16 protein-coding genes and 2 pseudogenes are annotated in these 24,924 nt (G+C 68.4%); 8 read left to right on the top strand and 10 right to left on the bottom strand.

The window, feature by feature from the left end; genetic code table 11:
- The first annotated feature begins 18 nt into the window (after nt 1–18).
- On the top strand, nt 19–825 hold the full coding sequence (locus tag ACFWBU_RS05810; RefSeq protein WP_169652074.1) for an HAD family phosphatase: 807 nt from the start codon (nt 19–21) through the stop codon (nt 823–825).
- 22 nt (nt 826–847) lie between these two features.
- Here the strand turns inward: ACFWBU_RS05810 and ACFWBU_RS05805 are convergent, their stop codons facing one another.
- The 5 genes from ACFWBU_RS05805 to ACFWBU_RS05785 all read right to left on the bottom strand — a co-directional run bounded on the left by ACFWBU_RS05805 (nt 848) and on the right by ACFWBU_RS05785 (nt 7,098).
- Entirely contained in the window at nt 848–3,271 is a 2,424-nt protein-coding gene (locus ACFWBU_RS05805; RefSeq protein ID WP_378527767.1) for a phosphoketolase, read from the bottom strand.
- 110 nt (nt 3,272–3,381) lie between these two features.
- Nucleotides 3,382–4,356 (bottom strand): pirin family protein, encoded by a 975-nt coding sequence (locus tag ACFWBU_RS05800; RefSeq protein ID WP_169652076.1) that lies wholly within the window; start codon nt 4,354–4,356, stop codon nt 3,382–3,384.
- Between the two features lie 84 nt (nt 4,357–4,440).
- Nucleotides 4,441–5,631: a DUF6596 domain-containing protein gene (locus ACFWBU_RS05795; protein WP_169622252.1), complete on the bottom strand. Its 1,191-nt coding sequence runs from the start codon at nt 5,629–5,631 to the stop codon at nt 4,441–4,443.
- 22 nt (nt 5,632–5,653) lie between these two features.
- Complete coding sequence (locus tag ACFWBU_RS05790) at nt 5,654–6,061, bottom strand: YciI family protein (RefSeq protein WP_169622251.1); 408 nt, start codon at nt 6,059–6,061, stop codon at nt 5,654–5,656.
- Nucleotides 6,062–6,105: 44 nt separating this feature from the next.
- A complete protein-coding gene (locus tag ACFWBU_RS05785; RefSeq protein ID WP_378527766.1) occupies nt 6,106–7,098 on the bottom strand; it encodes a DMT family transporter in 993 nt (330 codons plus the stop codon).
- Between ACFWBU_RS05785 and ACFWBU_RS05780 the strand changes: the two genes are divergently transcribed.
- Nucleotides 7,097–8,503 (top strand): PLP-dependent aminotransferase family protein, encoded by a 1,407-nt coding sequence (locus tag ACFWBU_RS05780; protein ID WP_378527765.1) that lies wholly within the window; start codon nt 7,097–7,099, stop codon nt 8,501–8,503. The two genes, ACFWBU_RS05785 and ACFWBU_RS05780, sit on opposite strands and share 2 nt — an antisense overlap.
- A gap of 45 nt (nt 8,504–8,548) precedes the next feature.
- Here ACFWBU_RS05780 and ACFWBU_RS05775 read toward each other — a convergent pair whose 3' ends face one another.
- From ACFWBU_RS05775 to ACFWBU_RS05760, 4 genes are all read right to left on the bottom strand, one after another.
- Nucleotides 8,549–9,613 (bottom strand): tyrosine-type recombinase/integrase, encoded by a 1,065-nt coding sequence (locus ACFWBU_RS05775; protein ID WP_169652203.1) that lies wholly within the window; start codon nt 9,611–9,613, stop codon nt 8,549–8,551.
- Between the two features lie 92 nt (nt 9,614–9,705).
- A complete protein-coding gene (gene pepN, locus ACFWBU_RS05770; protein WP_378527764.1) occupies nt 9,706–12,195 on the bottom strand; it encodes an aminopeptidase N in 2,490 nt (829 codons plus the stop codon).
- 73 nt (nt 12,196–12,268) lie between these two features.
- Nucleotides 12,269–14,143: an ABC transporter ATP-binding protein gene (locus tag ACFWBU_RS05765; RefSeq protein ID WP_169652204.1), complete on the bottom strand. Its 1,875-nt coding sequence runs from the start codon at nt 14,141–14,143 to the stop codon at nt 12,269–12,271.
- A 77-nt stretch (nt 14,144–14,220) separates the two neighbouring features.
- Nucleotides 14,221–15,954 (bottom strand): ABC transporter ATP-binding protein, encoded by a 1,734-nt coding sequence (locus tag ACFWBU_RS05760; RefSeq protein WP_169622247.1) that lies wholly within the window; start codon nt 15,952–15,954, stop codon nt 14,221–14,223.
- Between the two features lie 336 nt (nt 15,955–16,290).
- Between ACFWBU_RS05760 and ACFWBU_RS05755 the strand changes: the two are divergent.
- Nucleotides 16,291–16,800, top strand: a pseudogene (locus tag ACFWBU_RS05755) (FAD-dependent monooxygenase); the annotation flags it as partial.
- A gap of 132 nt (nt 16,801–16,932) precedes the next feature.
- Entirely contained in the window at nt 16,933–19,950 is a 3,018-nt protein-coding gene (locus ACFWBU_RS05750; RefSeq protein ID WP_378527763.1) for a Tn3 family transposase, read from the top strand.
- Between the two features lie 512 nt (nt 19,951–20,462).
- Here the strand turns inward: ACFWBU_RS05750 and ACFWBU_RS05745 are convergent.
- Nucleotides 20,463–21,107, bottom strand: a complete 645-nt coding sequence (locus ACFWBU_RS05745; protein WP_229564910.1) for a trans-aconitate 2-methyltransferase — start codon at nt 21,105–21,107, stop codon at nt 20,463–20,465.
- A 254-nt stretch (nt 21,108–21,361) separates the two neighbouring features.
- Between ACFWBU_RS05745 and ACFWBU_RS05740 the strand changes: the two genes are divergently transcribed.
- From ACFWBU_RS05740 to ACFWBU_RS05725, 4 genes and pseudogenes are all read left to right on the top strand, one after another.
- A complete protein-coding gene (locus ACFWBU_RS05740) occupies nt 21,362–22,369 on the top strand; it encodes a site-specific integrase (RefSeq protein WP_229564909.1) in 1,008 nt (335 codons plus the stop codon).
- A gap of 44 nt (nt 22,370–22,413) precedes the next feature.
- Nucleotides 22,414–23,361, top strand: a pseudogene (locus tag ACFWBU_RS05735) (FAD-dependent monooxygenase); the annotation flags it as partial.
- A gap of 55 nt (nt 23,362–23,416) precedes the next feature.
- Nucleotides 23,417–24,004, top strand: a complete 588-nt coding sequence (locus ACFWBU_RS05730; RefSeq protein WP_296549668.1) for a DJ-1/PfpI family protein — start codon at nt 23,417–23,419, stop codon at nt 24,002–24,004.
- Between the two features lie 65 nt (nt 24,005–24,069).
- Nucleotides 24,070–24,837: a MerR family transcriptional regulator gene (locus tag ACFWBU_RS05725; protein WP_378527792.1), complete on the top strand. Its 768-nt coding sequence runs from the start codon at nt 24,070–24,072 to the stop codon at nt 24,835–24,837.
- Nucleotides 24,838–24,924: the final 87 nt, after the last annotated feature.

The raw sequence follows: 24,924 nt of genomic DNA, 5'->3' as shown, positions 1-24,924 counted from the left end.
CGGACGACGGGAGCGACGATGAGCGAGCACGGACTGCGCGGCGCGATCTTCGATGTCGACGGGGTGCTCGTCGATTCACCCCACGAGCACGCGTGGCGGGAGAGCCTCCGCGACCTGATGCTCGGCGAATGGGCGCCGATCCGGGACCGCAGTTCGTGGTCGGAAGACGCGTTCACTCCCCTGGTGTACCAGGAGGTGATGTCGGGCCGGCCGCGCATGGAGGGCGCCGGTGCCGCGTTGCGGTACTTCGGGATCCCGGATGACGACGAACACCTCCGCACCTATGCGGATCGCAAGCAGGATCTGTTGATCCGCTTGATCGACGACGGCAGGTTCCGGGCGTACCCGGATGCCTTGCGGTTCGTGCTCGCGATGCGGGCCGCTGGGGTCCCACTCGCCGCGGCGTCGTCGTCGAAAAACGCGTTCCGGTTCCTGCGGGCCGTCCGGATGGACGTGTTCGCGCGGGATGAGGGTCTCGATACCGCCTCGATCGACGAGGGCGCCACGCTGAGCGACATGTTCGACGCAGACCTGTCCGGTCGCGATTTCGCCCGCGGGAAGCCGGATCCCGAAATATTTGTCACTGCGGCCGCCGAACTCGGTGTCCCGGCGGAAGCATGTGTGGTCGTCGAAGACGCGGTGAGCGGAATCGAAGCCGCCGAAGCCGGACACATGCTCTCGATCGGGGTCGCGCGCGCGGACGACGAGGTCGGCCTCGCCGAGGCCGGTGCCGACCTCGTGGTCACCTCGCTCGACCAGGTCGACATCGCCCGTCTCGTCCGCGGTGAGCCCGTCTTGCGGCGTCCGGAAACAGATCTCGCCTGAACGGGGCGCGCGGGACCGCGGCTCACGACGAGAATCGTGCGGCGTCGGTTCCGCGCCATGTCCACTGGGTGACCTCCGGCATGTCTTCACCGTGGGTGCGGATGTAGCGGTGATGCTCGGCCAGCGTGTTCAGCAGGTGTTCGCGGGCGTGACCGGCGATGGGACGGATGCGGTCCACCCGGTCGATGACGTCCTTCGCGAGATGGAATCGGTCGATCCGGTTGAGGACGCACATATCGAACGGTGTCGTGGTGGTGCCTTCCTCGATATAACCGCGCACGTGGATGTTGTCGTGGTTGGCGCGGCGGTAGGTGAGGCGGTGAATCAGCCACGGGTATCCGTGGTAGGCGAAGATGACCGGCTTGTCGGTGGTGAACAGGGCATCGAAGTCGGCGGCGGGCAGACCGTGGGGATGTTCCCGGTCGTCTTGCAGTCTCATGAGATCGACGACGTTGACGACGCGGATCTTCAGGTCCGGGAAGTATCCGAGAAGAATGTCGACCGCCGCGAGCGTTTCCTTCGTGGGTACGTCTCCGGCGCATCCGAGAACCACATCCGGTTCCGCGCCGTCGTCGGTCGAAGCCCACTCCCAGATGCCGATTCCCTTGGTGCAGTGGGTGACGGCCGCATCCATGTCGAGGTACTGCAATTCCGGTTGCTTGCCCGCGACGATCACGTTGACGTACTGGCGGCTGCGGAGGCAATGATCGGCGACGGACAACAGGGTGTTGGCGTCCGGCGGCAGATAGACCCTGATGACTTCGGCTTTCTTGTTGACGACGTGGTCGATGAAGCCGGGGTCCTGATGGGAGAAGCCGTTGTGGTCCTGCCGCCACACATGTGAGGTCAGCAGGTAATTGAGCGACGGGATCGGTTTGCGCCACTCGATGCGGTTGGTGGTGCGCAGCCACTTCGCGTGCTGGTTGAACATCGAATCCACGACGTGGACGAATGCCTCGTAGCAGGAGAAGAGCCCGTGCCGTCCGGTGAGCAGGTAGCCCTCGAGCCAGCCCTGGCACATGTGTTCGGAGAGCACCTCCATCACGCGTCCGTCGGGCGCGAGATGGTCGTCTCCCGGCACCGTCCGGGCATTCCAGGTCCGGTCGGTGGCCTCGAGAACGGCGTTGAGCCGGTTCGAATTGTTCTCGTCCGGCGCGAACATCCGGAAGGTGCTCGAATTGCGCACCATCACGTCGCGGAGGAAGTCGCCGAGCACCCGGGTCGCTTCGGCGGTCTCGTTTCCGGGTGTGCCGATGCGGACGGCGTAGTCGCGGAAATCGGGGCACGCGAGATCCCGCAGGATCGCGCCGCCGTTGGTGTGAGGGTTGGCGCTCATCCTCCGTGCGCCCGAAGGATGCAGGTCACGGATCTGCGGGACGGGAGCCCCGTTGTCGTCGAACAGTTCTCCCGGTCGATAGCTCCGCATCCACTCTTCGAGGATCATGCGGTGCCCGGCGTCGTTGCGGGCGTTGCCGAACGGCACCTGGTGCGCGCGCCAGCTGCCCTCGATCGGAGTGCCGTCGACCTCGGCGGGACCCGTCCACCCCTTGGGCGACTGCAGCACGATCATCGGCCATGCCGGACGCTCCGTATCACCGGTCCGGCGCGCGCGCTCCTGGATCTCGTCGATACGGTTCAGTGCCCGGTCGAGTGCCGACGCGAAGGCCCGGTGCATCTCGGCCGGGTCGGAGCCGGCCACCACGATCGGGTCGTGGCCGTAGCCGCGCAGCAGAGAGTCGAGTTCCCCGGGGTCGATGCGCGCAAGCACCGTGGGGTTGGCGATCTTGTAACCGTTGAGATGCAGGATCGGGAGGACGGCGCCGTCCCGGCGCGGGTCGACGAACTTGGTCGAGTGCCAACTCGCGGCGAGCGGACCTGTTTCGGCCTCGCCGTCGCCGATCACCGCAGCGACGACCAGATCGGGATTGTCGAACGCAGCCCCGTAAGCGTGGGCGAGCGAGTACCCCAGTTCGCCGCCCTCGTGAATGGACCCCGGCGTTTCGGGGGCGACGTGGCTCGGAATGCCTCCGGGGAAGGAGAACTGCGTGAACAGGCGAGCCATCCCGGCCTCGTCCTGTGAGACCTCCGGATAACGCTCACTGTAGGTGCCTTCGAGCCACCCCGCCGCGACCGGGCCCGGGCCACCGTGGCCGGGGCCCATCACGTAGATCATGTCGAGATCGCGGGCGGTGATGACCCGATTGAGGTGCGCATAGATGAAGTTGAGTCCGGGGGTGGTCCCCCAGTGCCCCAGCAGACGGGGTTTGATGTGATCGGGCCGGAGCGGTTCCCGCAGAAGCGGATTGTCCATGAGGTAGATCTGACCTACCGACAGATAATTCGCTGCGCGCCACCATGCGTCGAGGTCGTGGAACTCGGAGTCGACCGGAACTGCCGCCTCGCTGCCCGTCGCTGTTCGTGGTGACTCCGCTGTACGTGACTCCATTGCTCTCCTCGGTCGCCCGCCGGCAGATCGGTCCGTGCCCGGACCGGGTACCCGCCGGGTGCGCGCCTCACGCATGGGTGCGACGCGCCCCCGCGACGGCGTGCACCGAGTTACTGCGCCGGCCCTGGGAGTCCGCCGGTCGCGGGGACGGAGCCGAAGCGTCCCGCCTGGAAATCCTCGAACGCGGCGATCACCTCCGCCTTCGTATTCATCACGAAGGGCCCCGCCATCGCCACAGGTTCACGAATCGGCTTGCCGCCCAGAACGAACACCTCGAGCGTGTCGGTACGCGAGTCCTGCTCGTCGGCCGCGTCGATCGTCAGGGTGTCGCCGCGCCCGAAGACCACCGTCTGCCCGGAGTGGATCGGACGGCGGTCGGCACCGGCGGAGCCGTCTCCCGCCAGCACGTACGCCAGGGCATTGAACTCCGCATTCCACGGCACCGTCACGCGCGCACCGCGCGCCAGGCTCACGTGCAGCAGGGTGATCGGGGTGTGGGTGGAGCCCGGTCCGCGGTGCCCGTCGAGGTCGCCGGCGATCACCCGGATGAGCGCTCCACCGTCCGGTGAGGACAGCAAGGTGACGCGGTCACGGGAGATGTCCTGGTAGCGAGGCGCAACCAGTTTGTCCTCACGAGGCAGATTCACCCACAGCTGCACGCCGTGGAACAGGCCGCCGCTGGTCACCAGGCGCTCCGGTGGCGTTTCGATGTGCAGGATGCCGCCACCGGCCGTCATCCATTGGGTGTCACCGTTCGCGATGGTGCCTCCTCCCCCGTGCGAGTCCTGGTGCTCCATGGTTCCGTCGATCATGTAGGTCACGGTTTCGAAGCCGCGGTGCGGATGCCACGGGGTACCTTTCGGTTCGCCGGGTGCGTAGTGCACCTCCCCCATCTGGTCCATGTGGATGAAGGGGTCGAGGTGCCGCATCTCGATGCCGGCGAAGGCGCGGTGGACGGGAAACCCGTCGCCCTCGAAGCCGCGAGGAGCGGTGGTCACCGACAGCACCGGTCGAGGCTGCGCAGTGGGCACCGGATCGGTGATGCGCGGAAGGGCAAGGATGTTGTCTACGGTCACGGCGGGCATGTGGATCCTCCCTCGATGCGGAAATAATTGATTTCTCAACTATCTTGCCCACCTCAACACCGCGGTGTCGATTTTGTTCCCCGGTCAGCGCGACAGGCCGGTGTTGAGCCGCGCGGCCTGCCGCACGAGGTGCTCGCGCTCGGCCAGGTTGGGCGCGGCGCGGGCGGCCTCGGCATACATCCGGGCCGCCGTTGCCGGGTCGCCGTCACGTTCGTGGAGATACGCGGCGACCGCCCGGTACCGGGGCAGCGAGTCGTCCAGTTCGGCGAGCGCCGCCAGCCCGGCACGCGGTCCGTCCGCCTCCCCGACCGCCACCGCCCGGTTGAGCCGGACGACAGGATTGCCGGTCAACCGCGTGAGTTCGTCGTACCACTCGACGATCTGCACCCAGTCGGTTTCCTCGGCGGTGGGAGTGTCGGCATGGAGAGCCGCGATCGCCGCCTGGGCCTGATACTCGCCGAGCCGGTCGCGGGCGAGTGCCGCCTGCAGGATGTCGATCCCCTCGGCTATCAACGTGGTGTCCCACCGGGTGCGGTCCTGCTCCGCAAGCGGGATCAGGCTGCCCTCCGCCGAGAGCCGGGCAGTGCGCCGCGCGTGATGCAGCAGCATCAAGGCGAGCAAACCCTGCACTTCGGGATGATCGATCACCGCTGCCAGTTGCCGCCCGAGCCGGATCGCTTCGCCGGCGAGATCGACGTCCCCCGAGTATCCCTCGTTGAACACCAGGTAGAGCACCCGAAGCACGGTGGCGACATCGCCGGGCCGGTCGAAACGCACGCCGGAGACCGTGCGTTTCGCCCTGCTGATGCGCTGTGCCATCGTCGCCTCGGGCACCAGATACGCCTGCGCGATCTGCCGCGTGGTCAGACCGCCCACCGCGCGCAAGGTCAGTGCGACCGCCGACGACGGAGTCAGCACCGGGTGAGCGCACAGGAAGTAGAGCGCGAGGGTGTCGTCCACCCCAGCCGGTGGCGCAGCGCTGCGCGCGTCCGATGCTCCACCACCGGAACCGCGTTCGGCCCTCTCGAGGTCATGGGCGACGAGCGCTTCACGCCGCCGACGTGCCACGTCTGCACGGGTCGCGTCGAGGAACCGCCGCCAGGCGACTGCGACGAGCCACCCCTTGGGGTCGTCGGGCGGATCGTCCGGCCACACCCTGAGGGCTTCGATCAGTGCGTCCTGGACGGCATCCTCGGCCGCCGCGAATTCTGCTCCGCGGCGGACGAGGATGCCGAGCACCACCGGAGTGAGGTGACGGAGTTCGGTGTCGTTCACTTCGTTTTCGTCTACTGCGGGGTCACTCGGTGACGGTGGGTGGCGCCGTCAGGAACGGACGTACTTCGAGCCATTCGTGAATCGGCTTTCCTCCGGCGCCGGGGGCGGCGGAAAGGTCCCCGGCCAGAGCGAGAGCCCGCTCGTAGCTGTCCACATCGATCACCATCCAGCCGGCGATGAGGTCCTTGGTCTCGGCGAACGGTCCGTCCGTGACGGGTGGGCGGCCCTCCCCGTCGTACCGGACAAAGGTGCCCTCCGGGGCGAGCGCCTGTCCGTCGACGAACTCGCCGGTCTGTTCGAGTCGTGCGGCGAAGTCGTTCATATACCGGATGTGGTCGGACACTTCGTCCGGTGTCCACTGATCCATCGGTACGTCGTTGACGGCCGCCGGAGCGCCGCGGTAGTGCTTGAGCAAGAGGTACTTGGCCATCGTCTTCTCCTCGTGTCCGGTGTGACCCATTGTGGTCGCACTCACTACGGAGACGGAGCAGGTGACGGATTCTCGACATCGCGGCGCGAACTTTCTTCGGGACGGGAACCCGACGTGGTCGCGGCGCGTGTGCGTACGGCGGTCGCGGCACACAGGATCACGACGAGTCCTCCGCCGACGACCGGCCAGGTGAGGTGTTCGTGCAGGATCAGCGCGGCCCAGCAGATGGTCATGACGGGCTGGGTGAGCTGGATCTGGCTGACCTGCGCCATGGGGCCGATCGCCAGTCCCCGGTACCACGCGAAGAAACCCAGGAACATGCTCACGATTCCCAGATACGCGAAAGCGCCCCATTCGGGGAGTGTGCCGGTGGGCATCCGATCTGCCATCGACAGCCCGGTGAGCGCAACGGTGAACGGTGTACTCAGCACGAGCGCCCAGGAAATGGTCTGCCACGCACCGAGTTCCCGGGAGAGCAATCCGCCTTCGGCGTAGCCGACGGCAGCCGCGATCACGGCGCCGAAGAGCAGTACGTCGGCTCCCTCGAGACCGGCGAATCCGCCGGTCTGCAGGCTCGCGAACACGAGCGCGGCAACGGTCCCGATACCCGCGGTGGCCCAGAACGCGGCGGGCGGCCGCTCCCGTCCGCGCAGAACTGCTGCCACGGCGGTCGCGGCGGGCAGGATCGCCACCACCACGGCGCCGTGGCTCGCCGGCACGGTCGTCAGGGCGTACGACGTCAGGAAGGGGAAGCCGATGACCACCCCGCCCGCGACGGCGGTCAGCCGTATCCATTGGGAGCCGCGGGGGCGCACCTGACGGGTGAGCAGCAAGGCGATCGCGGCCAGCAGTCCGGCGACCACCGCACGGCCGGCGCCGACGAACAACGGTGTCATCGCACCCTTCTCGACCACGAAGCGGGTCATCGGGAGCGTGAAGGAGAATGCGACCACTCCGAGCAGGCCCCACCGGAGTCCGTGCTCGGGCGACGATAACGCAAGCCTGCCGGGAACGATAGCGCTACTCTTGTGTCTCATGAACGATAGTAGCAGTGCGCGAATCGTCGCCGGGCTCGAGCGCTGGATCGCCTCGGCGTCGCCCGGCGCGCAATTGCCGTCGACGCGGGCACTCGTCGAGCAGTACGGCGTGAGCCCGGTGACCGTGCAGAAAGCCCTCCGCGCGCTGCAGGCCACGGGCGCGGTGGAGAGCCGTCCGGGTGTCGGCACCTTCGTGCGCGCCGCCCGGCTCGCGCATTCCACCGACTTCGGCTGGCAGACCGCGGCCTTGGGCACGCCCCAGCACCGCATTCCCCGCTTCTCCTCGGCCCTGCGCAGTGTCCCGAACGATGTGATCGCCCTGCACTCGGGCTACCCGGATCGAGAACTGCTCCCGGAGCGACTCGTTCGGGGTGCGTTCGGGCGTGCCGCACGCAGCGACGCCGCCATCGCCCGCCCACCCGCAGCGGGGATTCCGGAGCTTCAGGCGTGGTTTGCCGGCGAGCTCGGCGCGGCGACTCCGCTCGGGGTGGCTGCCCCGTCCGCGAGCGACGTCATCATCACTCCGGGAAGTCAGGGCGGCCTCGGCGCCGCGTTCCATGCCCTCGTCGGAACCGGGAACCCGCTGCTGGTGGAGTCCCCCACGTATTGGGGCGCGATGCTCGCGGCGGCCCGCGCCGGGGTCCGCCTCGTACCCGTCGCCGGTGGCCCCGCCGGTCCCGATCCCGACGAACTCGCCCGGGCGTTCGAGCGGACCGGCGCCCGGGCGTTCTATGCCCAGCCCAATTTCGCGAACCCGAGCGGCGCGCAATGGCCGCCGGCGCTGACCGAGCGCGTCCTCGACCTGGTCCGGGACGCGGGCGCCTTCCTCATCGAAGACGATTGGGCGCACGACTTCGGGATCACCACCGACGCGCACCCGGTCGCCGCCCTCGACGACAGCGGGCATGTCGTCTACCTCCGGTCCCTGACCAAGAGTGTGTCGCCGTCCGTGCGTGTCGCTGCCGTCGTCGCCCGCGGACCGGCCCGCGACCGCATCCTCGCCGAGGTGCAGGCTCAGTCGATGTACGTCAGCGGGATGCTTCAGGCGGTGGCCTGGGATGTCGTCTCACAACCGGCCTGGCGTACCCATCTTCGCGGGGTCCGGCACCAACTCGCGTCGCGCAGGGACCTTCTCGTCACGGCGGTGCGGGAGCACGCACCGTCCGCGCACATCGAGGCGGTGCCGCCCGGTGGCCTCCACCTGTGGGCGCGGCTTCCCGACGGTACCGACCTGCCCGCGCTCGTCCGCGACTGCGAAGCCAGGGGTGTCGTCGTGGCGCCGGGCGACGAGTGGTTTCCTGCCGAGCCCACCGCTCCGCACCTGCGGCTCAACTATTCCGGAGCGAACCCCGGATCGTTCCCCGACGCCGCCCGGGTCCTCGGCGACGTGCTGGCGGGTCGCTAGTCCCCCGGAGTGTGCGGCGGCTCGGTTGCGCAGAGAGCGGATCCGTCAGAGTCCGAGGTGCGTGACCGCGTTGCCCACCAGTCCGGCGTGGTGCCGGCTGTAGAGCGCGACCATGCGTTCGTCGGCGTGACCGGTCTGCGTCATGATCGTCTGCGTGGTCGCCCCGTTGCGGACCGCCTGGGTGACGAACCCGGCGCGGAGACTGTGCCCGCCGAGGGTCGCGACCAGATCGGGGCTGAACCCCGCCCGGAGCGCGCGGCGCTGGATCATCGAGTGCACCGACTGCCCGGTCAGCGCTCCCCCACCGAGCGACCCGGAGCGGTGGACGGGCCGGAACAACGGCCGGTCCGCATCCGTCGTGTCGACGGAAAAGCCGCGGCAGCAATGGTTGTCGACAGGAGCGGCGTCCGCGGCGAGGAGTTCGGCGACCGCGGCGCGGCCCCCGTCGTCCCACGCGTCGAGAACCTCCCGCCAGCGCCGGTACGCGCACACCGGGCACGTGTGCGGATCGGACCCGTACGGCACGGTCACCGTGCGGCCCCGGGCTTCGCGGTCCGTCTTGGAGCGGCGCACCGTCACGTACAGCCCGTCGGCACGGTGCGGCACCACGTCCGAGACGGCGAGTGCGGACAGTTCGCTGCGGCGCAGCGCACCGGCGAGTCCGATGAGCAGCAGCGCCGAATCGCGCCGCTCGGCGGCACGGTCCGGCCATCCGCCCTCGCGCGCGGTGGTCCGCATGTCGGCGAGGATGCTGCGGATGTCGTCGGTGAGCAGCGGTGTCCGCCGGGCAGGCGGGGTGGCGCGCTCACGGCGAATGCCGCGCAACAGATCCCGCACGCTTTCGTGTTGCCCGGGTCGCGGGTGACCGGCGAGGGCGTGGAGTTTGTTGATCGTCGACACCCAGCGGGACAGGGTCGACGGTGCGTACGCCCAGCGGCCGTCGGGCCGGAGTTCGGCGGCTTTCTCGGTGAGAAACCAGCCCACTTGTTCGGGCGTGGCGGGCAGAGGTGCGTGCCCGGTGCTCTCACACCAGCGCGTGAAGATCGCCCAATCGCTCAGGTGCGCCGCGCGGGTGTTTCCGGACGCCGCCTTGTCCCGCAGGCGACGCATCGCGTCCGCGACCGTGTCCGGCACGGCCGGAGCCGACGACGCAGAAAGGTCACCCGAGACGACGTCCGGGACTGACCGCGGATCGAGTCCGGTCACGGGGTGTTGAGTTTCTGGACGCGCAGGTCCCGGGCCAGGTGGTCGCGCTGCTCGACGACCAGACGCCGCAACGCCGCCGGCGCATCGGAATTGGCGGCCAGCCAGGCGTCCACCGGGTCGAGGGTATCGGCGGGCGGGAAGAGCCCGACGACGATCCGGCGGGCGATTTCTATGCTCCGGTCGGCCCAGGTGTCGCGGAGCACCGCGAAGTAGTCGGCGTCGTACGGGGCCGTGAGGTCGCGCCGCGCACCCGCCCGGAAACCCCCGATGACGGCGTCGAGGTGATCGTTGGTGAGAGTGCGGTCCGCGAGGACCGACGCCCACGCGTGGGCCTTCACGTCGGCGCGGGGTCGCGCGGCCTGGGCCTGCAGGTAGGCGGTGCGTCCGGTTGCGGTGTCGTCGAGGCGCAACTCCTCGGCGAGGTCGCTTTCGTCGGCGTTCCCGGTCGCGCTCAGCGCCGTCCACAGTGCCCAGCGCAGATCGGGGTCGAGCGCCAGCCCGGTCGGCGCCCCGATGCCTTCGAGGATGCCGCGGATATCGGCGGCGCGATGGTCCGCGGTCTCGGCCGCCGCGGCCAGCGCCCGCGCGAAGGACAGCTGCGCCCCGCTCCCCGGTTCCGCAGCGAAAAGGCCCGCCCACACGGCCTCGAGCCAGTCGGCGCGCGCCGACGGCCGCTCGGCGGCCGGAAGGTAGTGCTCGATGGCGGCCGGTGCGTTCGCCAGGACCGATGCGAGCAGTGCCAGGTTCTCCTCGCTCGGCGAGAAGCGTTGTGCCATCGACACGTACCGCGCCGCGGCGAGTTCTCCGTCGCGGGTGGCGTTCCACAGTGCCGACCACACCAGCCCGCGTGCGAGCGGGTCCCGGACCCGGTCGAGGGACTCGTCGACGGTGGCGAGCGAGTGCTCGTCGAGCCGGATCTTCGCGTAGGTGAGGTCGTCGTCGTTGAGCAGTGTCAGCGGTGCGTCGGGCAGATCGAGGCGGGTGCGGCTCTCGGCGACATCGAGTTCCCGGCGTTCGGTACGGACGAGGTCGCCGGCATCGTCGAAGTCGTAGATGCCGACCGCGAGACGGTGCGGGCGGGGTGTGGACTGCACGATCTCGCAGCGGTCGCCGGCCCGTTCCAGGCTCAGTGCGGTCACGCCGGTGGTCTGCAGCCAGTGCCGGGCCCATTCGGCCAGGTCGCGTCCGGACGCCGCGGACAGTTCGGACAGCAGGTCGCCGAGGGTGGTGTTGCCGAAGGCGTGTGCGTGGAAGTAGCGGCGGATGCCGTCGAAGAACGCGTCGCGGCCGACATACGCGACCAGCTGTTTCAGGACGCTGGCGCCCTTCGCGTAGGTGATGCCGTCGAAGTTGAGTTTGGCGGCTTCGAGATCGACGATGTCGGCGACGATCGGATGGGTGGTGGGCAGTTGGTCCTGCAGGTACGCCCACGCTTTGCGCCGGTTCGCGAACGAGACCCAGGCGTCACGGAACTCGGTCGCTTCGGCGCTGACCAGCGCTCCCATGTAGTCGGCGAAGGACTCCTTGAGCCACAGATCGTCCCACCATTTCATCGTGACGAGATCGCCGAACCACATGTGCGCCATCTCGTGCAGGATCGTGTTGGCCCGACCTTGACGTTGCGCGTCGGTGGCCACCCCGCGGAACACATAGGCCTCGGTGAAGGTGACACATCCCGGGTTCTCCATCGCGCCGAGGTTGTACTCGGGGACGAACACCTGGTCGTACTTGGTGAAGGGATACGGGAACTCGAAGTGATCGGCGTAGTAGTCCATCCCCTGCGCGGTGATCTCGAGTATCTCGTCGGCGTCGAGATACTCGGCGAGGGAGGCGCGGCACAACACACCGAGCGGCACCTCGAGGTCGCCCCTGGTCCAGATCGCGTCGACGCGATGGTAGGGACCGGCGACGATCGCGGTGATGTACGTCGAGATCGGCAGGGTGGGCGCGAAGGTGACCGTCTGTGCGCCCTCGGTGGACCGCTGTCGCTCGGCGACCTGGTTGGAGAGCACCTGCCAGTGTTCGGGGGCGGCCACCACAAACGTGAACGGTGCCTTGAGATCCGGTTGTTCGAAGCACGCGAACACCCGGCGAGCGTCGGCCGGTTCGTACTGGGTGTAGAGGTAGGTTTCCCCGTCGACGGGGTCGACGAACCGGTGCAGGCCCTCCCCCGAGCGGCTGTATCGTCCGGTCGCCGCGACACTCACCACGTTGATTTCGCGCAGACCGCCGATGGTGATGCGCGCTCCGTCGTACACCACGGGGACGGATTCGCCGTTGACGGTGACGGACTCGACCGAGTCGCCGAGGAAATCGATCCAGGTCTCGTCGGTCGAGGACGTGAACTCGATCGTCGTCACCACCGGGAAGTTCGTGCGTTGCGGGTCCACCGCGCCGCGCAGGTCGAGTTCGACTTCGTACGAGTGCACGTCGACGGCACGGGCGCGTGCAGCGGTTTCGGATCGGGTCAGGTTCGCGGAACTCACGGGCTCGATCCTGCCACTGTGACGCCGAATTCGTGGCGTCGGGCCGCGCGTCGGCGTTGTCGGGGTGCGGTCGTCACGCATGCTCGACGGTCGACGCCGGCCCGGCGCCCACCGCCGAGTCCGCCGGGCCGGTGAACTGGCTGAGGTACAGCTCGTAGTACGCGCCGCGGGCGGCGAGCAACTCCTCGTGGTTGCCCTGCTCGACGATGCGCCCGTCCTCCATGACCACGATGACGTCGGCGTCGCGGATCGTCGACAACCGGTGCGCGATCACGAAACTCGTGCGATCCGTGCGCAGGGTCGCCATCGCCTGCTGGATCAGCAGCTCGGTGCGGGTGTCCACGGAACTCGTCGCCTCGTCGAGGATGAGGACGACCGGCTTCGCGAGGAATGCGCGCGCGATGGTGATCAGCTGCCGTTCACCGGCGCTGACCCCGCCGCCTTCCTCGTCCAGCAGCGTGTCGTACCCGGCGGGCAGGGAACGCACGAAATGGTCGACGTGGCTCAGCTCGGCGGCTTCGCGCACTTGCTCCGGGGACGCGGACGGGTCGCCGTATGCGATGTTGTCGTAGATGGTGCCGCCGAAGAGCCAGGAGTCCTGCAGGACCATCCCGGTGCGTTCTCGCAGGTCGTCGCGGGTCATGGCGGTCGAATCCACACCGTCGACGCGGATCGTTCCCGAGTCGACGTCGTAGAACCGCATGATGAGGTTGACCAGGGTCGTCTTGCCCGCGCCGGTGGGGCCGACGATGGCCACCATGTGGCCGGGCTCGGCCACCAGCGACAAGTTCTCGATGAGCGGCTTGTCCGGCACGTACCGGAACGACACGTCGTCGAATTCGATGCGCCCGTTGTCGGTCGACGGGCTCTGCGGCCGGGCGGGATCGGGGGTCTGCTCGTCGGCGTCGAGGATGTCGAAGATGCGTTCGGCGGAGGCGACTCCGCTCTGGAGGAGGTTGAACATCGCACCGATCTGGGTGAGCGGCTGAGTGAACTGGCGTGAGTACTGGATGAAGGCCTGCACCGACCCCAAGCTCAGTGACCCCGAGGCGACCTGTAGTCCGCCGACGACGGCGACCGCCACGAAATTCAGGTTGCCCATGAACATGATGGCCGGTTGCACCAGGCCCGAGATGAACTGGGCCCGCCAGCTCGAGTTGTAGAGCTTGTCGTTGCGGGTGTCGAACTCCTGCTCGACCTCGGCCTGCAGTCCGAACACCTGCACGATGTCGTGACCGGTGAAGGCTTCCTCCACCTGGGCGTTGAGTTTTCCCGTAGAGGACCACTGCGCGGAAAAATGCGGTTTGGACCTGCGGGCGATCAGGGCCGTTGCTCCGAGCGCCAACGGGACGGTCACGAGCGCGATGAGTGCGAGCAGCGGCGAGATCCAGAACATCATGAACAGGATCGCGACGACGGTGAGGACCGAGTTGAGTGCCTGCGAGATGGTCTGTTGCAGGCTCTGGGACAGATTGTCGAGGTCGTTGGTGACGCGACTGAGCAGATCGCCGCGCGGCATGGTGTCGTAATAGCGCAACGGCAACCGGTGCAGCTTCGCTTCCACATCCGAGCGCAACCGCCGGATCGTGCCGACGACGACGATGTTGAGCAGATAGGCGCCGATCCACGACAGCAGCGCGGTGCCTAGATACAGCCCGAGCACGATCATCAGCACTCGACCGACGGCCGAAAAGTCGACGCCCACACCGGGGGTGAGGTCCATCGACGCCACCATGTCCGCGAAGGTGTCCTGCCCCTGCGCGCGAAGCCCGTCGACGGCCTCGTCCTTCGTGGCACCGGCCGGAAGCATCCGCCCGACCACGCCGTTGAAGATCAAGTCGGTGGCGTGCCCGAGAACCCGGGGCGCGATCGCGGACAGGATCACCGATCCGACGGTGGCCAGCAGCACCGTGACCACGAAACCGCGGTAGGACACCAGCCGGTGCATCAACCGTTTCACCGACGGTCCGAACGACCGGGGCTTCTGGATCGGTGCGGTGGCCGCGTGCCGTGCGGCGGGGCCCGTCACACCTGCTCCTCGACCGCGAGCTGCGACCCGACGATCTCCGCGTAGGTCGGACAGGTCTCCACCAGCTCGTCGTGCCGGCCCAGTCCGACGATCCGTCCGCGATCGAGTACCACGATCTGGTCGGCGTCGATGATGGTCGATACGCGCTGGGCAACGATGATCACCGCAGCGGACATGGTGACCGGCCGCAGCGCGGACCGCAGGCGCGCGTCGGTCGACAGGTCGAGCGCGGAGAACGCGTCGTCGAACACGTAGACGGCGGGTCTTCGGACGAGCGCCCGGGCGATCGCCAGACGCTGGCGCTGCCCACCCGAGACCGTGGTGCCGCCCTGGGCCACGGGAGTGTCGAGGCCCAGCGGCATCGCACGGACGAACTCGTCGGCCTGCGCGATACGTAGCGCCTCCCAGATCTCCTCGTCCGTCGCATCACGCTTTCCGTGCCGCACATTCGAGGCGATGGTGCCGGAGAACAGGTACGCCCGTTGCGGGACCAATCCGATCACCGATCGCAGCGTGTCGGGATCGAGTCGCCTGACGTCGGTGCCGCCGACGAGCACCGACCCGGCCGTCGCATCGATCAAGCGCGGCACCAGCCCCACCAGGGTGGTCTTCCCCGAGCCGGTCGACCCTACGACGGCCGTGGTCGTGCCGGGCGCGACGAGGAAGGTGAGGTCGTGCAGTACCGGCTGGTCGGCACCCGGGTATCGGAACTCGGCGGCGCGAAAGTCGACGGTCGCCGGATCCGCGGCGAACCCGGCCGGGTCGGCCGGCCGCACCACCGACGTTTCGGTGGCGAGAACATCCCCGATCCGGTCCGCACAAACGGCCGCCCTCGGGGCCATCATCGCCAGGAACGACGCCATCATCACCGAGATCATGATCTGCACGACGTAGGTGATCATCGCGCTCAGCGCGCCGATCTCCACGCTCCCGTCGGACACGGCGTGGCCACCGAACCAGATGATCCCCACGGTCGTCACGTTGGTGATGAACATGACCGCCGGAAACATCAGTGCCATCATTCGTCCGACCCGTAGGGTCGCGTCGGCCAGTTTGTCGTTGGCGACCCCGAAGCGTTCCATCTCGTGGTGTTCCCGAACGAAGGCGCGCACGACCCGGATGCCCGTGATCTGTTCGCGCAGGACGCGATTCACGCTGTCGAGAAACGCCTGCATGGAGCGGAACCCGGGGATCGTCACCCGGATGATCAGGCTCATCGTCAGACCGAGGACGGGCACCGCCACCACCAGCAGCCAGGCCAGCCCCGGCGCGACGCGCATGCCCAGAACGATGCCGCCGATGCACATGATCGGCGCGGTGACCAGAACGAACGAACTCATCACCAGGAGAAGCTGGATCTGCTGAACGTCGTTGGTGTTCCTGGTGATCAACGACGGAGCGCCGAACGTGCCGACCTCCCGCGCGGAGAAGGTGTTCACCCGGTGCAGGAGATCGTGCCGGATGTCGCGGCCGGCGGCGAGCGCGCCGCGGGCACCGAAGTACTGACCGGAGACGGTGCAGATCACCTGCAGCAGCACCACCACGAGCATCCACCCGCCGATGCGCATGATGTATCCGGTGTCACCTTTCGCGACGCCGTTGTCGATGATGTCGGCGTTGAGCGTCGGCAGGTAGAGCATCCCAGCCGTCGCGACGGACTGCAGTGCTACCACCGCGACGACGTACGCGCGATAACGCGACAGGTACGCGACGATCAGACGGGTCAGCATGTGATCACCCTCACAACGGTAACCACAACTCGACGCAGATGCCCGATGTCACCCATTCGGGGGCCACGGCCCGCGCGTGCCCAGATGCGGATCGACGGGTGCGGCCGGACGGATCGGGCTACAGGAGGGACGTCGGAAACGACGAAGGCAAGGAGTCGTGCGCTCCCTGCCCCTTTCAAGGTATAGCTCACCCCCGGTCTTGCGGCAAGACCCCCAGCGTCCTGCACAATCGCCGTTCGAGGCCAGGACCTGCACACATGCAGGGTTGCGCGGCATCCACGCCGCATCGCCGCCTGGCCGGCGCACCGGATCCACTTCGGACGAATGGGGGTTCTCATGATCGACGTCATCGTGGTCGGGGGCGGGCCGACCGGCATGATGCTGGCGGCCGAACTTCGGTTGCACGGATTGCAGGTGGTCGTACCGGAACAGGACACGGAGCCGACCCCGGTCGTGCGCTCGCTCGGGCTGCACGCACGCAGCCTCGAGGTGATGGACCAGCGCGGACTGCTCGAGCGGTTCCTCTCGCACGGAAAGAAGCACGCGGTGGGCGGTTTCTTCGCGGGCATTCCCGCACCGGCCCCGCAGGGTCTGGACACCACACACCCGTACGTCCTCGGCATCCCCCAGCCCGTCACCGATCGTCTGCTGACCGAACGCGCATCCGAACTGGGCGCGTCGATCCGGCGCGGTTGCACGGTCGTCGGACTCGAGCAGGACGACGACGGTGTCACCGCGGTGCTGACGGACGGAACGCGGCTGCGCTCCCGATATCTGGTGGGCTGCGACGGTGGTCGCAGCACGGTGCGCACGCTGCTCGGGGTTGCGTTCCGGGGTTCCGGTAGTAACCGCCGAAAAATCAACGGATATGGCGTAGCCGCGGCTGATTGCTGGTGAGGGCCCGGTTCGGCCTGCGGTGGAGGCGGACTACTGGTTGGCTTGGCTCCCAACGTGGTTGGTTGATGGGAGGTCGGTTTCGTGGCGACGCGGGTGTTCGCGGATGAGGAGTTGGCGCGTCTGCGGGAGTTCCCGGAGATCGGCCGGGAGCAGCTGTTCCGGTTCTTCACGCTCTCGCCGGCGGATCTGGCGTTCGTCGATCCCGGCCGCGGTCGTGGTCCGGCTGATCGGCTCGGGATCGCGATCGCGTTGTGCACGTTGCCGTGGCTGGGATTCGTGCCCGATCGTGTGGTGACCGCCCCGCCGGTCGCGGTAGCGCGGCTGGCCGAGCAGCTGCGGCTCGACGGCACTGAGATCCGTTCCTACGGCCGCCGCGCCCAGACCCGCACCGACCATCTACGCCTGGTCGCTCAGTATCTGGGCTGGCGGGCGGCGGGTGCGCTCGAACTCAAGGAGCTCGACGAGTTCCTGCTCGCGCGGGCGATGGAACACGATTCCCCGACTCTGCTGTTCCGGTTGGGGTGTGAGTATCTGATCTCGGCGCGGGTGATCCGCCCAGGCCCGGTGAGCATGGTCGAACGCGTCGCCCACGCCCGCGAGCAGGCCCAGCGCGAGACCTACGACCGTCTGGCCCACGAGTTCACCCCGGCCCGCTGCGCCGAGTTGGACGCACTGCTGACCACCGATGCCTCGCTGGGGGTTTCGCGGTTGCGGTGGCTGTCGACCGGGCCGGTGGAGGCGTCCGCGGCTGCGGTGCGCGCCGAGGTCGACAAGCTGGCGTTCCTGCGCGACCTGGGTGCCGACCGGCTCGATATGTCGGTGCTGCCCGCCGAACGACGCCGGTTCCTGGCCACGATGGGGCGCCGGTTGACCCCGCAGGCGTTGGAACGCCGGGATCCGCAGCGGCGGTATCCGATCCTGCTCACCGTGCTGGCGCAGTCCGGAACCGACGTGCTCGACGAGGTCGTGGCCTTGTTCGATCAGGCGATCTCGGCGAAGTTCGGTGCCGCCGAACGCCGGATGCAGCAGGAATTGGCCGAACGCGGCAAATCCGGAGAGGACCGCCAGGCCCTGCTGGACGACCTCCTGGCGATCGTGACCGATCCTGCGGTGGCCGATGAGGAGATCGGTGCGTTGATCCGCGGCGATGCGATCGGGTGGGAACGTCTGCGGGCGGCGATCGCGCAGGCCAAACCCCGGTTGCCGCGTGATCACGGGCACCTGGCCGCGCTGGACTCCTCCTACAATTACCTGCGTCAGTTCACCCCCGCGGTGCTGTCGACGGTGGAGTTCGCGGGCGGGACCGCGGCGACGGAGTTGTTGATCGCGGTCGCGATGCTGCGTGAACTCAACGCGACCGCGCGGCGGAAGGTGTTCGACGAGGCCCCGACCGGGTTCGTGCCCGCGAAGTGGCGCGGCTACCTCGACGCGGCGCGCAAGTCCGGCAGCGCTACCGCCTACCGGCACTACTGGGAGCTGTGCGTGCTGCTCGGGCTGCGCGACGGGCTGCGCAGCGGGGACGTGTACGTGCCCGGCTCACGCCGCTACGCCGACCCGGCCGCCTACCTGCTCACACCGCAACGGTGGGAACCGCAGCGCGGCGAGTTCTGCCGTTTGGTCGGGCGGTCGGCCGATCCCGGCGTCGCCCTGGCCGCCGTCGTCGAAGAACTGCACACCGCGGTCGATGAACTCGAGACCGTGCTCGCCGAAGGTGAGGGGCCGGTACGCCTGGACGGCGAGTCCGGGGATCTGATCATCTCCCCGCTGACCGCCGAGGACGTTCCGGCCGAGGCGATCGCGCTCAAGGCCGAGCTGACCGAGATGCTGCCGTTCGCACCGATCGTGTCGTTGCTGATCGAGCTGGACAAACGCACCGGCTACCTGGACTGCTTCACCCACGCCGGCGGACAGGCCACCCGCACGCCGGAGTTGAAGCGCAACCTGATCGCGGTGCTGCTCGCGCACTCGACCAACCTCGGGTTGACCCGGATGGCCGAGGCCTGCGGCATCTCCTACGACATCTTGTCCTGGACCGACGAATGGTATGTGCGCGAGGAAACCCTGCGCGCGGCCAGCCTAGTACTCATCGACTACCACCAGCGGCTCCCGCTGACTCCGGTGTTCGGCACCGGGACCTTGTCGTCGAGCGACGGGCAGCGGTTCCCCACGCGCGGGAAATCCACCACCGCGCGGCCGATGAGCCGCTACTTCGCCGGTGAGGGCCTGTCGACCTACACCCATGTCACCGACACCCACGCCACCTACGGCACCAAGGTGATCGTGGCGACCAAACGCGAAGCCCACTACGTGCTCGACGAGATCCTGGGCAACGCCACCGATCTGCCGATCACCGAACACGCCACCGACACCCACGGGGTCACCCTGGTCAACTTCGGGTTGTTCGACCTGCTCGGGATGCAGCTGTCCCCACGCATCCGGGACCTGGGCCGCATCACCCTCTACCGGCCGGGCCCCCGCGCCGACGCCGAGGCCCGGTTCCCGCACGCGGGCCCGCTGATGACCCGCAAGGCCAACATCGATCTGATCGCCGAGCACTGGGACGACCTGCTCCGGTTGGCTGGCTCGCTGAAGTTCGGGCACGCCACCGCCTCCCTGCTCGTCGGCAAGCTCTCCGCCTCGGGCCGTCAGAACACCCTGGCCGCCGCGCTCAAGGAGTACGGGGCGCTGCGGCGCACCATCTACGCCGCGAAATACCTCTCCGATCCGGACTACCGGCGCAAGATCACCCGCCAGCTCAACAAGGGCGAATCCCTGCACGCACTACGCCGCGACCTGCTCTACGCACACGAGGGCACGATCCGCGCCCGCCAGCTCGCCGACCAGACCGAGCAAGCGTGGTGCCTGACCCTGGCCACCAACGCCGTGATCGCCTGGACCACCGAGTACTACGGCCTCGCGGTCGAGCAGATGCGCCGGGCCGGGCACCGCATCGACGACGAGGTCCTGGCCCACGTCAGCCCCGCGCACAGCGCCAACATCAACTTCTTCGGCGCGATCGAAGTCGACATCGAGGGCGAACTCGCCGCGCTCGGCCCGACGGGCTACCGGCCGCTGCGGGTGCGCGACACCCTGTTCTGACCGGTCCCGGCGTTACCCCAGGGCCCGGTTCGTGTGCTCGTGGTCGAGCCATTCGGTGGTCCTCATGTCCGGGATCAGGTCCGCGCAGGATCGTCCGTCCTGGGTCCAGTCGTGGTCCCAGGCCCGTGAGTGGTGCGGTCCGGCGATGTAGCCGAAGGAGTAGGGGCGCCCTCGACTCCGATCCGCAGCTTGTCGGCGGTGATGCCCGCCCACTGGCGTCCGGTGTGCCGGCTGATCACCGGCCGTGCCCGGCCGGTCCAGACGTGCAGGGCGTATTTCGGGCTCGCTGTGGGTGACGCCGGGATTCCATGCCGGCTCCTGGGTCGACTGCGCGGGCGGGGCGTCTGGTCGGCAGGTGACCGCGGCGCCGAAGGGGCGGCGCGTCAGTGGGGGCGATGCGGTTCGGCGTCGCGTTGGTCGGTGACATGCGTACTCCAGGTCCACGCTTCCCGCCGGGCGGTGTACGTCGGGGACCTCGCGGTTCCGAATGGCGAGCCCGACATGTGCAGAAGTTAGGACTTACTGCGTGCGAAGAGAATCGCTTGCTGAGCTTTCGCATCCGGGTCGAGCAGCATCTGGGCCTCGACCACGAATCCGGCATCGTGCAGCCACGATGCCACCTGGTTCGGCTGCCGGCGGTGGACATGGACCTTCATCGGGTGACCGCCGTAGCCCTCTGTCTTCAACAGCGACTCGCCGCCGACGTGAAACAGGAGTTGCAACGGTCCGCCGGGACGCAGTGCTTGGTGGAAGCGCCCGAATACAGTCGGCACCTCGTCGTCTGGGATGTGGATCAAAGACTGCCAGGCGAGCAGGCCGGCCACCGAAGCGACGGGCAGGTTCAGTTCCGTCATCGAGCCCACCTCGAACCGCAGGTCGGGGTGGTCGCGTCGGGCCACGTCGATCATCGCCGGGGAGAGGTCGATACCGAAGGCGTCGACACCGAGCTCATGCAGGTGGGCGGTGACTTCACCGGGGCCGCAGCCGACGTCCGCGACCGGTCCGCCGCCAGCGGTCCGCACGCTGTCGGCGAACAATGCCAGAGCCGCGCGAAGGTACTGGTGTCCGGCGAGGGCGCCGCGCACTTGGTCGGCATAGCTGACCGCAACCGTGTCATAAGAGGTTCGGGTGTCGGCCAACCAATCATCCGTGGTCATGACCGGCACGATATTCCATGATCGCGGCGGACTCGGCGCTACCCGGGAACGGCGAAGGTGCCTCCACCCGGTCGGGTGGAGGCACCGGAACGGCGGTACGCGTCTGGCCGTGACCGCTCAACGATAGCAGTGATACCCCGGATAATGGTCTGTTATCCGGGGTAACTTGAGAGGCGACCTGCGGCGGACCCGCTCCGGGGTGCACACGAAGCGACCCCGTTATCCGGGGCTATAGTACTGAAGAGGGGAATCCGATGGCCGCGAGAGTGACCCGGCTGCGTACCGCCCCGCCGGCGCGCACCCTGCGCACCGCCGCCGAGGCGTTCCTCGACACGATCGGCTCGGCGAACACCCGCCGCGCCTACGGCATCGCCGTCGTCAAGACCGTCGACCAGCTCGACGCCCGCCACGACGGACTCACCGCCGCCAGCCGCGCCCTGGACTCGGTCACCGACACCGAAGTCGGCGCCGCACTGGAAACCCTCTGGGGCACCGCCGCGGTGAACACCTGGAACGCGCGCCGCGCCGCAGTCGCCAGATGGCTGTCCTGGTGCGCCGAGCAGGGCTGGACCGCGCCGAGCGTCCCGGCCTCGGCCGCGCGGTCCACTCCGCCGGACTCCGACACCCCCGTCCGCTCGCGTACCGCGATCGACCGGCTCATCGCCCGCCGCGAGATCCACCTGCGGGAGAAGACGCTGTGGCGGATGCTGTACGAAACCTGTGCCCGTGCCGAGGAACTGCTCCAGCTCAACGTCGAAGACCTCGACCTCGCAGGGCGGTGCGCGGCGGTGAAGTCCAAGGGCGCCAAACCCCGTACCCGCCGCCGCGGCGCCGCCCACCACGAACACGTCCTCGAGAACGTGTACTGGGACGCGGGCACCGCCCGCCTGCTGCCCCGGCTCATCCGCGACCGCACCCGCGGACCTGTTTTCGTGACCCACCGCCGGCCGGGGCCCGGCAAGTACCTCGCCGACCGCGACGTTTGTCCCAACACCGGCCTGGCCCGGCTGTCCTACGACCAGGCCCGCGACCTGCTCGACGCCGCCACCGCCGTCGATGGACCCCGGACCGGCTGGGACCTGCACGAACTGCGCCACTCCGGCCTGACCCACCTCGGGGAATCCGGGGCCAGCCTGCTGGAACTGATGGCCAAGTCCCGCCACCGCAAAGCCGAGAACCTGCGCCGATACTTCAAACCGTCCCCACAGGCGATGCGCGAGCTGACCTCGATCTTGGGCCCGGGAGCCGAACGCCGACGCTGACCAGCAGCTACGTCATATCCGTTGATTTTTCGGCGGTTACTACCGGAACCCCGTTCCCCGGCGAACCGTCCACGGTGGACACGTTGCTGGGCGAGGTGGAACTGACCGCGACGCCGGAGACGATCGCCGCCGTGAGTGCCGAAGTCCGGAAGACGCAGCTGCGGTTCGGCGCGATGCCTGTGGGTGAGGGGCGGCGCTATCGGGTCATCGTGCCCGCTGCCGGGGTGGCCGAAGACCGCAGGGTCCCACCGACCCTCGACGAACTGCGGAACCAGATGCGGAGTGTGTCTGGTACGGACTTCGGCGCACATTCCCCGCGTTGGTTGTCCCGGTTCGGCAACGGCACCCGGTTGGCAGAGCGTTACCGCGTCGGCCGGGTGCTACTGGCCGGCGATGCCGCGCACATTCATCCACCGACCGGTGGGCAAGGGCTCAATCTCGGTGTCCAGGACGCGTTCAATCTCGGCTGGAAGCTGGCCGGCGCCGTGTGCGGGTGGGCGCCGGAGGCACTGCTGGACAGCTACCACGACGAGCGACACCCGGTCGCCGCCGACGTACTCGACACCACCCGCGCGATGATGGAGTTGATGTCCGTCGAACCGGGCCCACAGTCTGTGCGCCGCCTGGTGACGCAACTGATGGATTTCGACGTGGTGAACCGCTACCTGGTCGAGAAGGTCACCGCGATCGGAGTCCGCTACGACCTCGGCGACCCGCACGACCTGGTCGGCAGGCACATGAGGGATGTACGCCTGGAACGCGGGCGGCTCTACGAGCAGCTGCACGCCGGCCGAGGACTGTTGCTCGACCGCACCGGTCGCCTGTCGGTGGCGGGCTGGGCCGACCGCGTCGACCACATCGTCGATCCCTGCGAAGAACTGGACGTACCAGCGCTGTTGCTGCGCCCGGACGGCCACGTGGCATGGGTAGGCGAGGACCAGCGGGATGCGGAAAGTCGCCTCACACGGTGGTTCGGCGCCCCCGCCCGCTGAAGCTCCCCGCCGGCCGCGCGCACTCACCGCGCGGCAGCGACGATACGATCGCGCCGTGGCAGCGACTCGGTACGGCATCCTCGTCTACGACGACGTCGAGGTGCTCGACGCGTTCGGGCCGTTCGAGGTGTTTTCGGTGGCCGCGCGCCTTTCGGCAGGTAGTCCCCGTGGAAGCGCCGGTGCGACACTCGTGTCTGCATATCCGGATCGGTCGATCGTCACCGCCCGCGGCGGTCTGCGGGTGTGTACCGACGTATCGATTGCCACCGCACCGGAATTCGATGTGCTGCTCGTACCGGGCGGTGTCACGCAGGTCGCCGAGAGCGATCCGGACCTGCGTGCCTGGATCGCTGCGCGATCGTCGACCCCGATCGTCGCCTCGGTGTGTACCGGAGCGTTCCTACTCGCCGTCGCGGGTGTGCTGACCGACCACCGCGTCACCACGCACTGGGACGACCTCGCCGAACTCGCGCGCCGCTTTCCCGAGTTGACGGTGCTGGACGGGCCACGCTGGGTGCACGATCGCGGCATCTACACCTCCGCCGGTATCTCGGCAGGCATCGACCTCGCCCTGCACCTGGTGTCCCTCGTCGACGACGATCTCGCGCGGCGCGTGGCCCGGCAGATGGACTACCGCGGATAAGGGATCGGGGTTCGGAGCTTGACCTTCGAGTCGAGTCGAAGGTTTACCGTCGACGTGTGGGCACGATGCTGATTTCCCAGTTCGCCGAACACACCGGCGTCCCAGCGACCACCCTGCGGTACTACGAATCCGCAGGGCTGGTCCCGGCCGGCCGAACCGACAGCGGATATCGCATCTACCGGCAGCGTGATCTCGACCGCGTCGGGTTCATTCAGGCAGCCAAACATCTAGGACTCAGCCTCGGTGAGATCCGTGAATTGCTCGCGGTGTGGGAGCACGGTTCCTGCGCCGCGGTGCGTGCTCGGCTACGGCCGAAGACGGCTGCACGCCTGGACGACACCGATGCGCGGACTGCGGAGCTCATCGCATTCGCCGACACACTTCGACGGGCACTTAGCTGGCTCGACGACATGCCCGAACGCGCCGAGCCGTGCGATGCCACCTGCGTCGTGCATGCACCGGACACTCGCAGTCGGGCACACCATCTGCCTCTCACCCCATCCCGCGTCGCGGACAACGGCGGGTCCGCGACGCCGATCGCCTGCTCCCTCGGCGGCGCCGACCATCGCACTCGCGCGCAACAATGGCGCCGGCTGCTCATCGGCGCCGTCCGGGAACCGAGCACGGCAGGGGTCCGGTTGCGGCTGCCCGTCGACCGAGCAGGTGCTCTCGCCCGACTCGCCGCCGCAGAGCAGCAGTGCTGCCCGTTCTTCGAGTTCACCCTGCGTCTGAGTGGTAGCCGGGTGGTTCTCGAGGTCGAGGCACCGCCGGAAGCTGCGGGGATGGTGCGCGAGTTGTTCGGCGAGGACACGCACACTCGTTCGGATCACTGAGCGTCGGTTCCGGGTTCGCGGTAACTCCCGCGCAGGTCGAGGTACGTCGACACTCCCACCCGGCACGGCTGCCCACTTTTCCTCCCC

It is taken from the genome of Rhodococcus sp. NPDC060084, from assembly GCF_042730335.1.
Lineage (GTDB): Bacteria > Actinomycetota > Actinomycetes > Mycobacteriales > Mycobacteriaceae > Rhodococcus.
Note: the sequence above shows the minus strand (reverse complement) of the source record. Positions and strands in the feature narration are given on the sequence as shown.

Bases quoted from the DNA above. Each gene is read 5' to 3' on its own strand.
- ACFWBU_RS05785 (WP_378527766.1), bottom strand. From the start codon at position 7,098: ATGAGACACAAGAGTAGCGCTATCGTTCCCGGCAGGCTTGCGTTATCG.
- ACFWBU_RS05810 (WP_169652074.1), top strand. From the start codon at position 19: ATGAGCGAGCACGGACTGCGCGGCGCGATCTTCGATGTCGACGGGGTG.
- ACFWBU_RS05740 (WP_229564909.1), top strand. From the start codon at position 21,362: ATGGCCGCGAGAGTGACCCGGCTGCGTACCGCCCCGCCGGCGCGCACC.
- ACFWBU_RS05780 (WP_378527765.1), top strand. From the start codon at position 7,097: ATGAACGATAGTAGCAGTGCGCGAATCGTCGCCGGGCTCGAGCGCTGG.
- ACFWBU_RS05790 (WP_169622251.1), bottom strand. From the start codon at position 6,061: ATGGCCAAGTACCTCTTGCTCAAGCACTACCGCGGCGCTCCGGCGGCC.
- ACFWBU_RS05800 (WP_169652076.1), bottom strand. From the start codon at position 4,356: ATGCCCGCCGTGACCGTAGACAACATCCTTGCCCTTCCGCGCATCACC.
- ACFWBU_RS05745 (WP_229564910.1), bottom strand. From the start codon at position 21,107: ATGACCACGGATGATTGGTTGGCCGACACCCGAACCTCTTATGACACG.
- ACFWBU_RS05760 (WP_169622247.1), bottom strand. From the start codon at position 15,954: ATGCTGACCCGTCTGATCGTCGCGTACCTGTCGCGTTATCGCGCGTAC.
- ACFWBU_RS05725 (WP_378527792.1), top strand. From the start codon at position 24,070: ATGCTGATTTCCCAGTTCGCCGAACACACCGGCGTCCCAGCGACCACC.
- ACFWBU_RS05775 (WP_169652203.1), bottom strand. From the start codon at position 9,613: ATGCGTCGCCTGCGGGACAAGGCGGCGTCCGGAAACACCCGCGCGGCG.
- ACFWBU_RS05765 (WP_169652204.1), bottom strand. From the start codon at position 14,143: ATGCACCGGCTGGTGTCCTACCGCGGTTTCGTGGTCACGGTGCTGCTG.
- ACFWBU_RS05805 (WP_378527767.1), bottom strand. From the start codon at position 3,271: ATGGAGTCACGTACAGCGGAGTCACCACGAACAGCGACGGGCAGCGAG.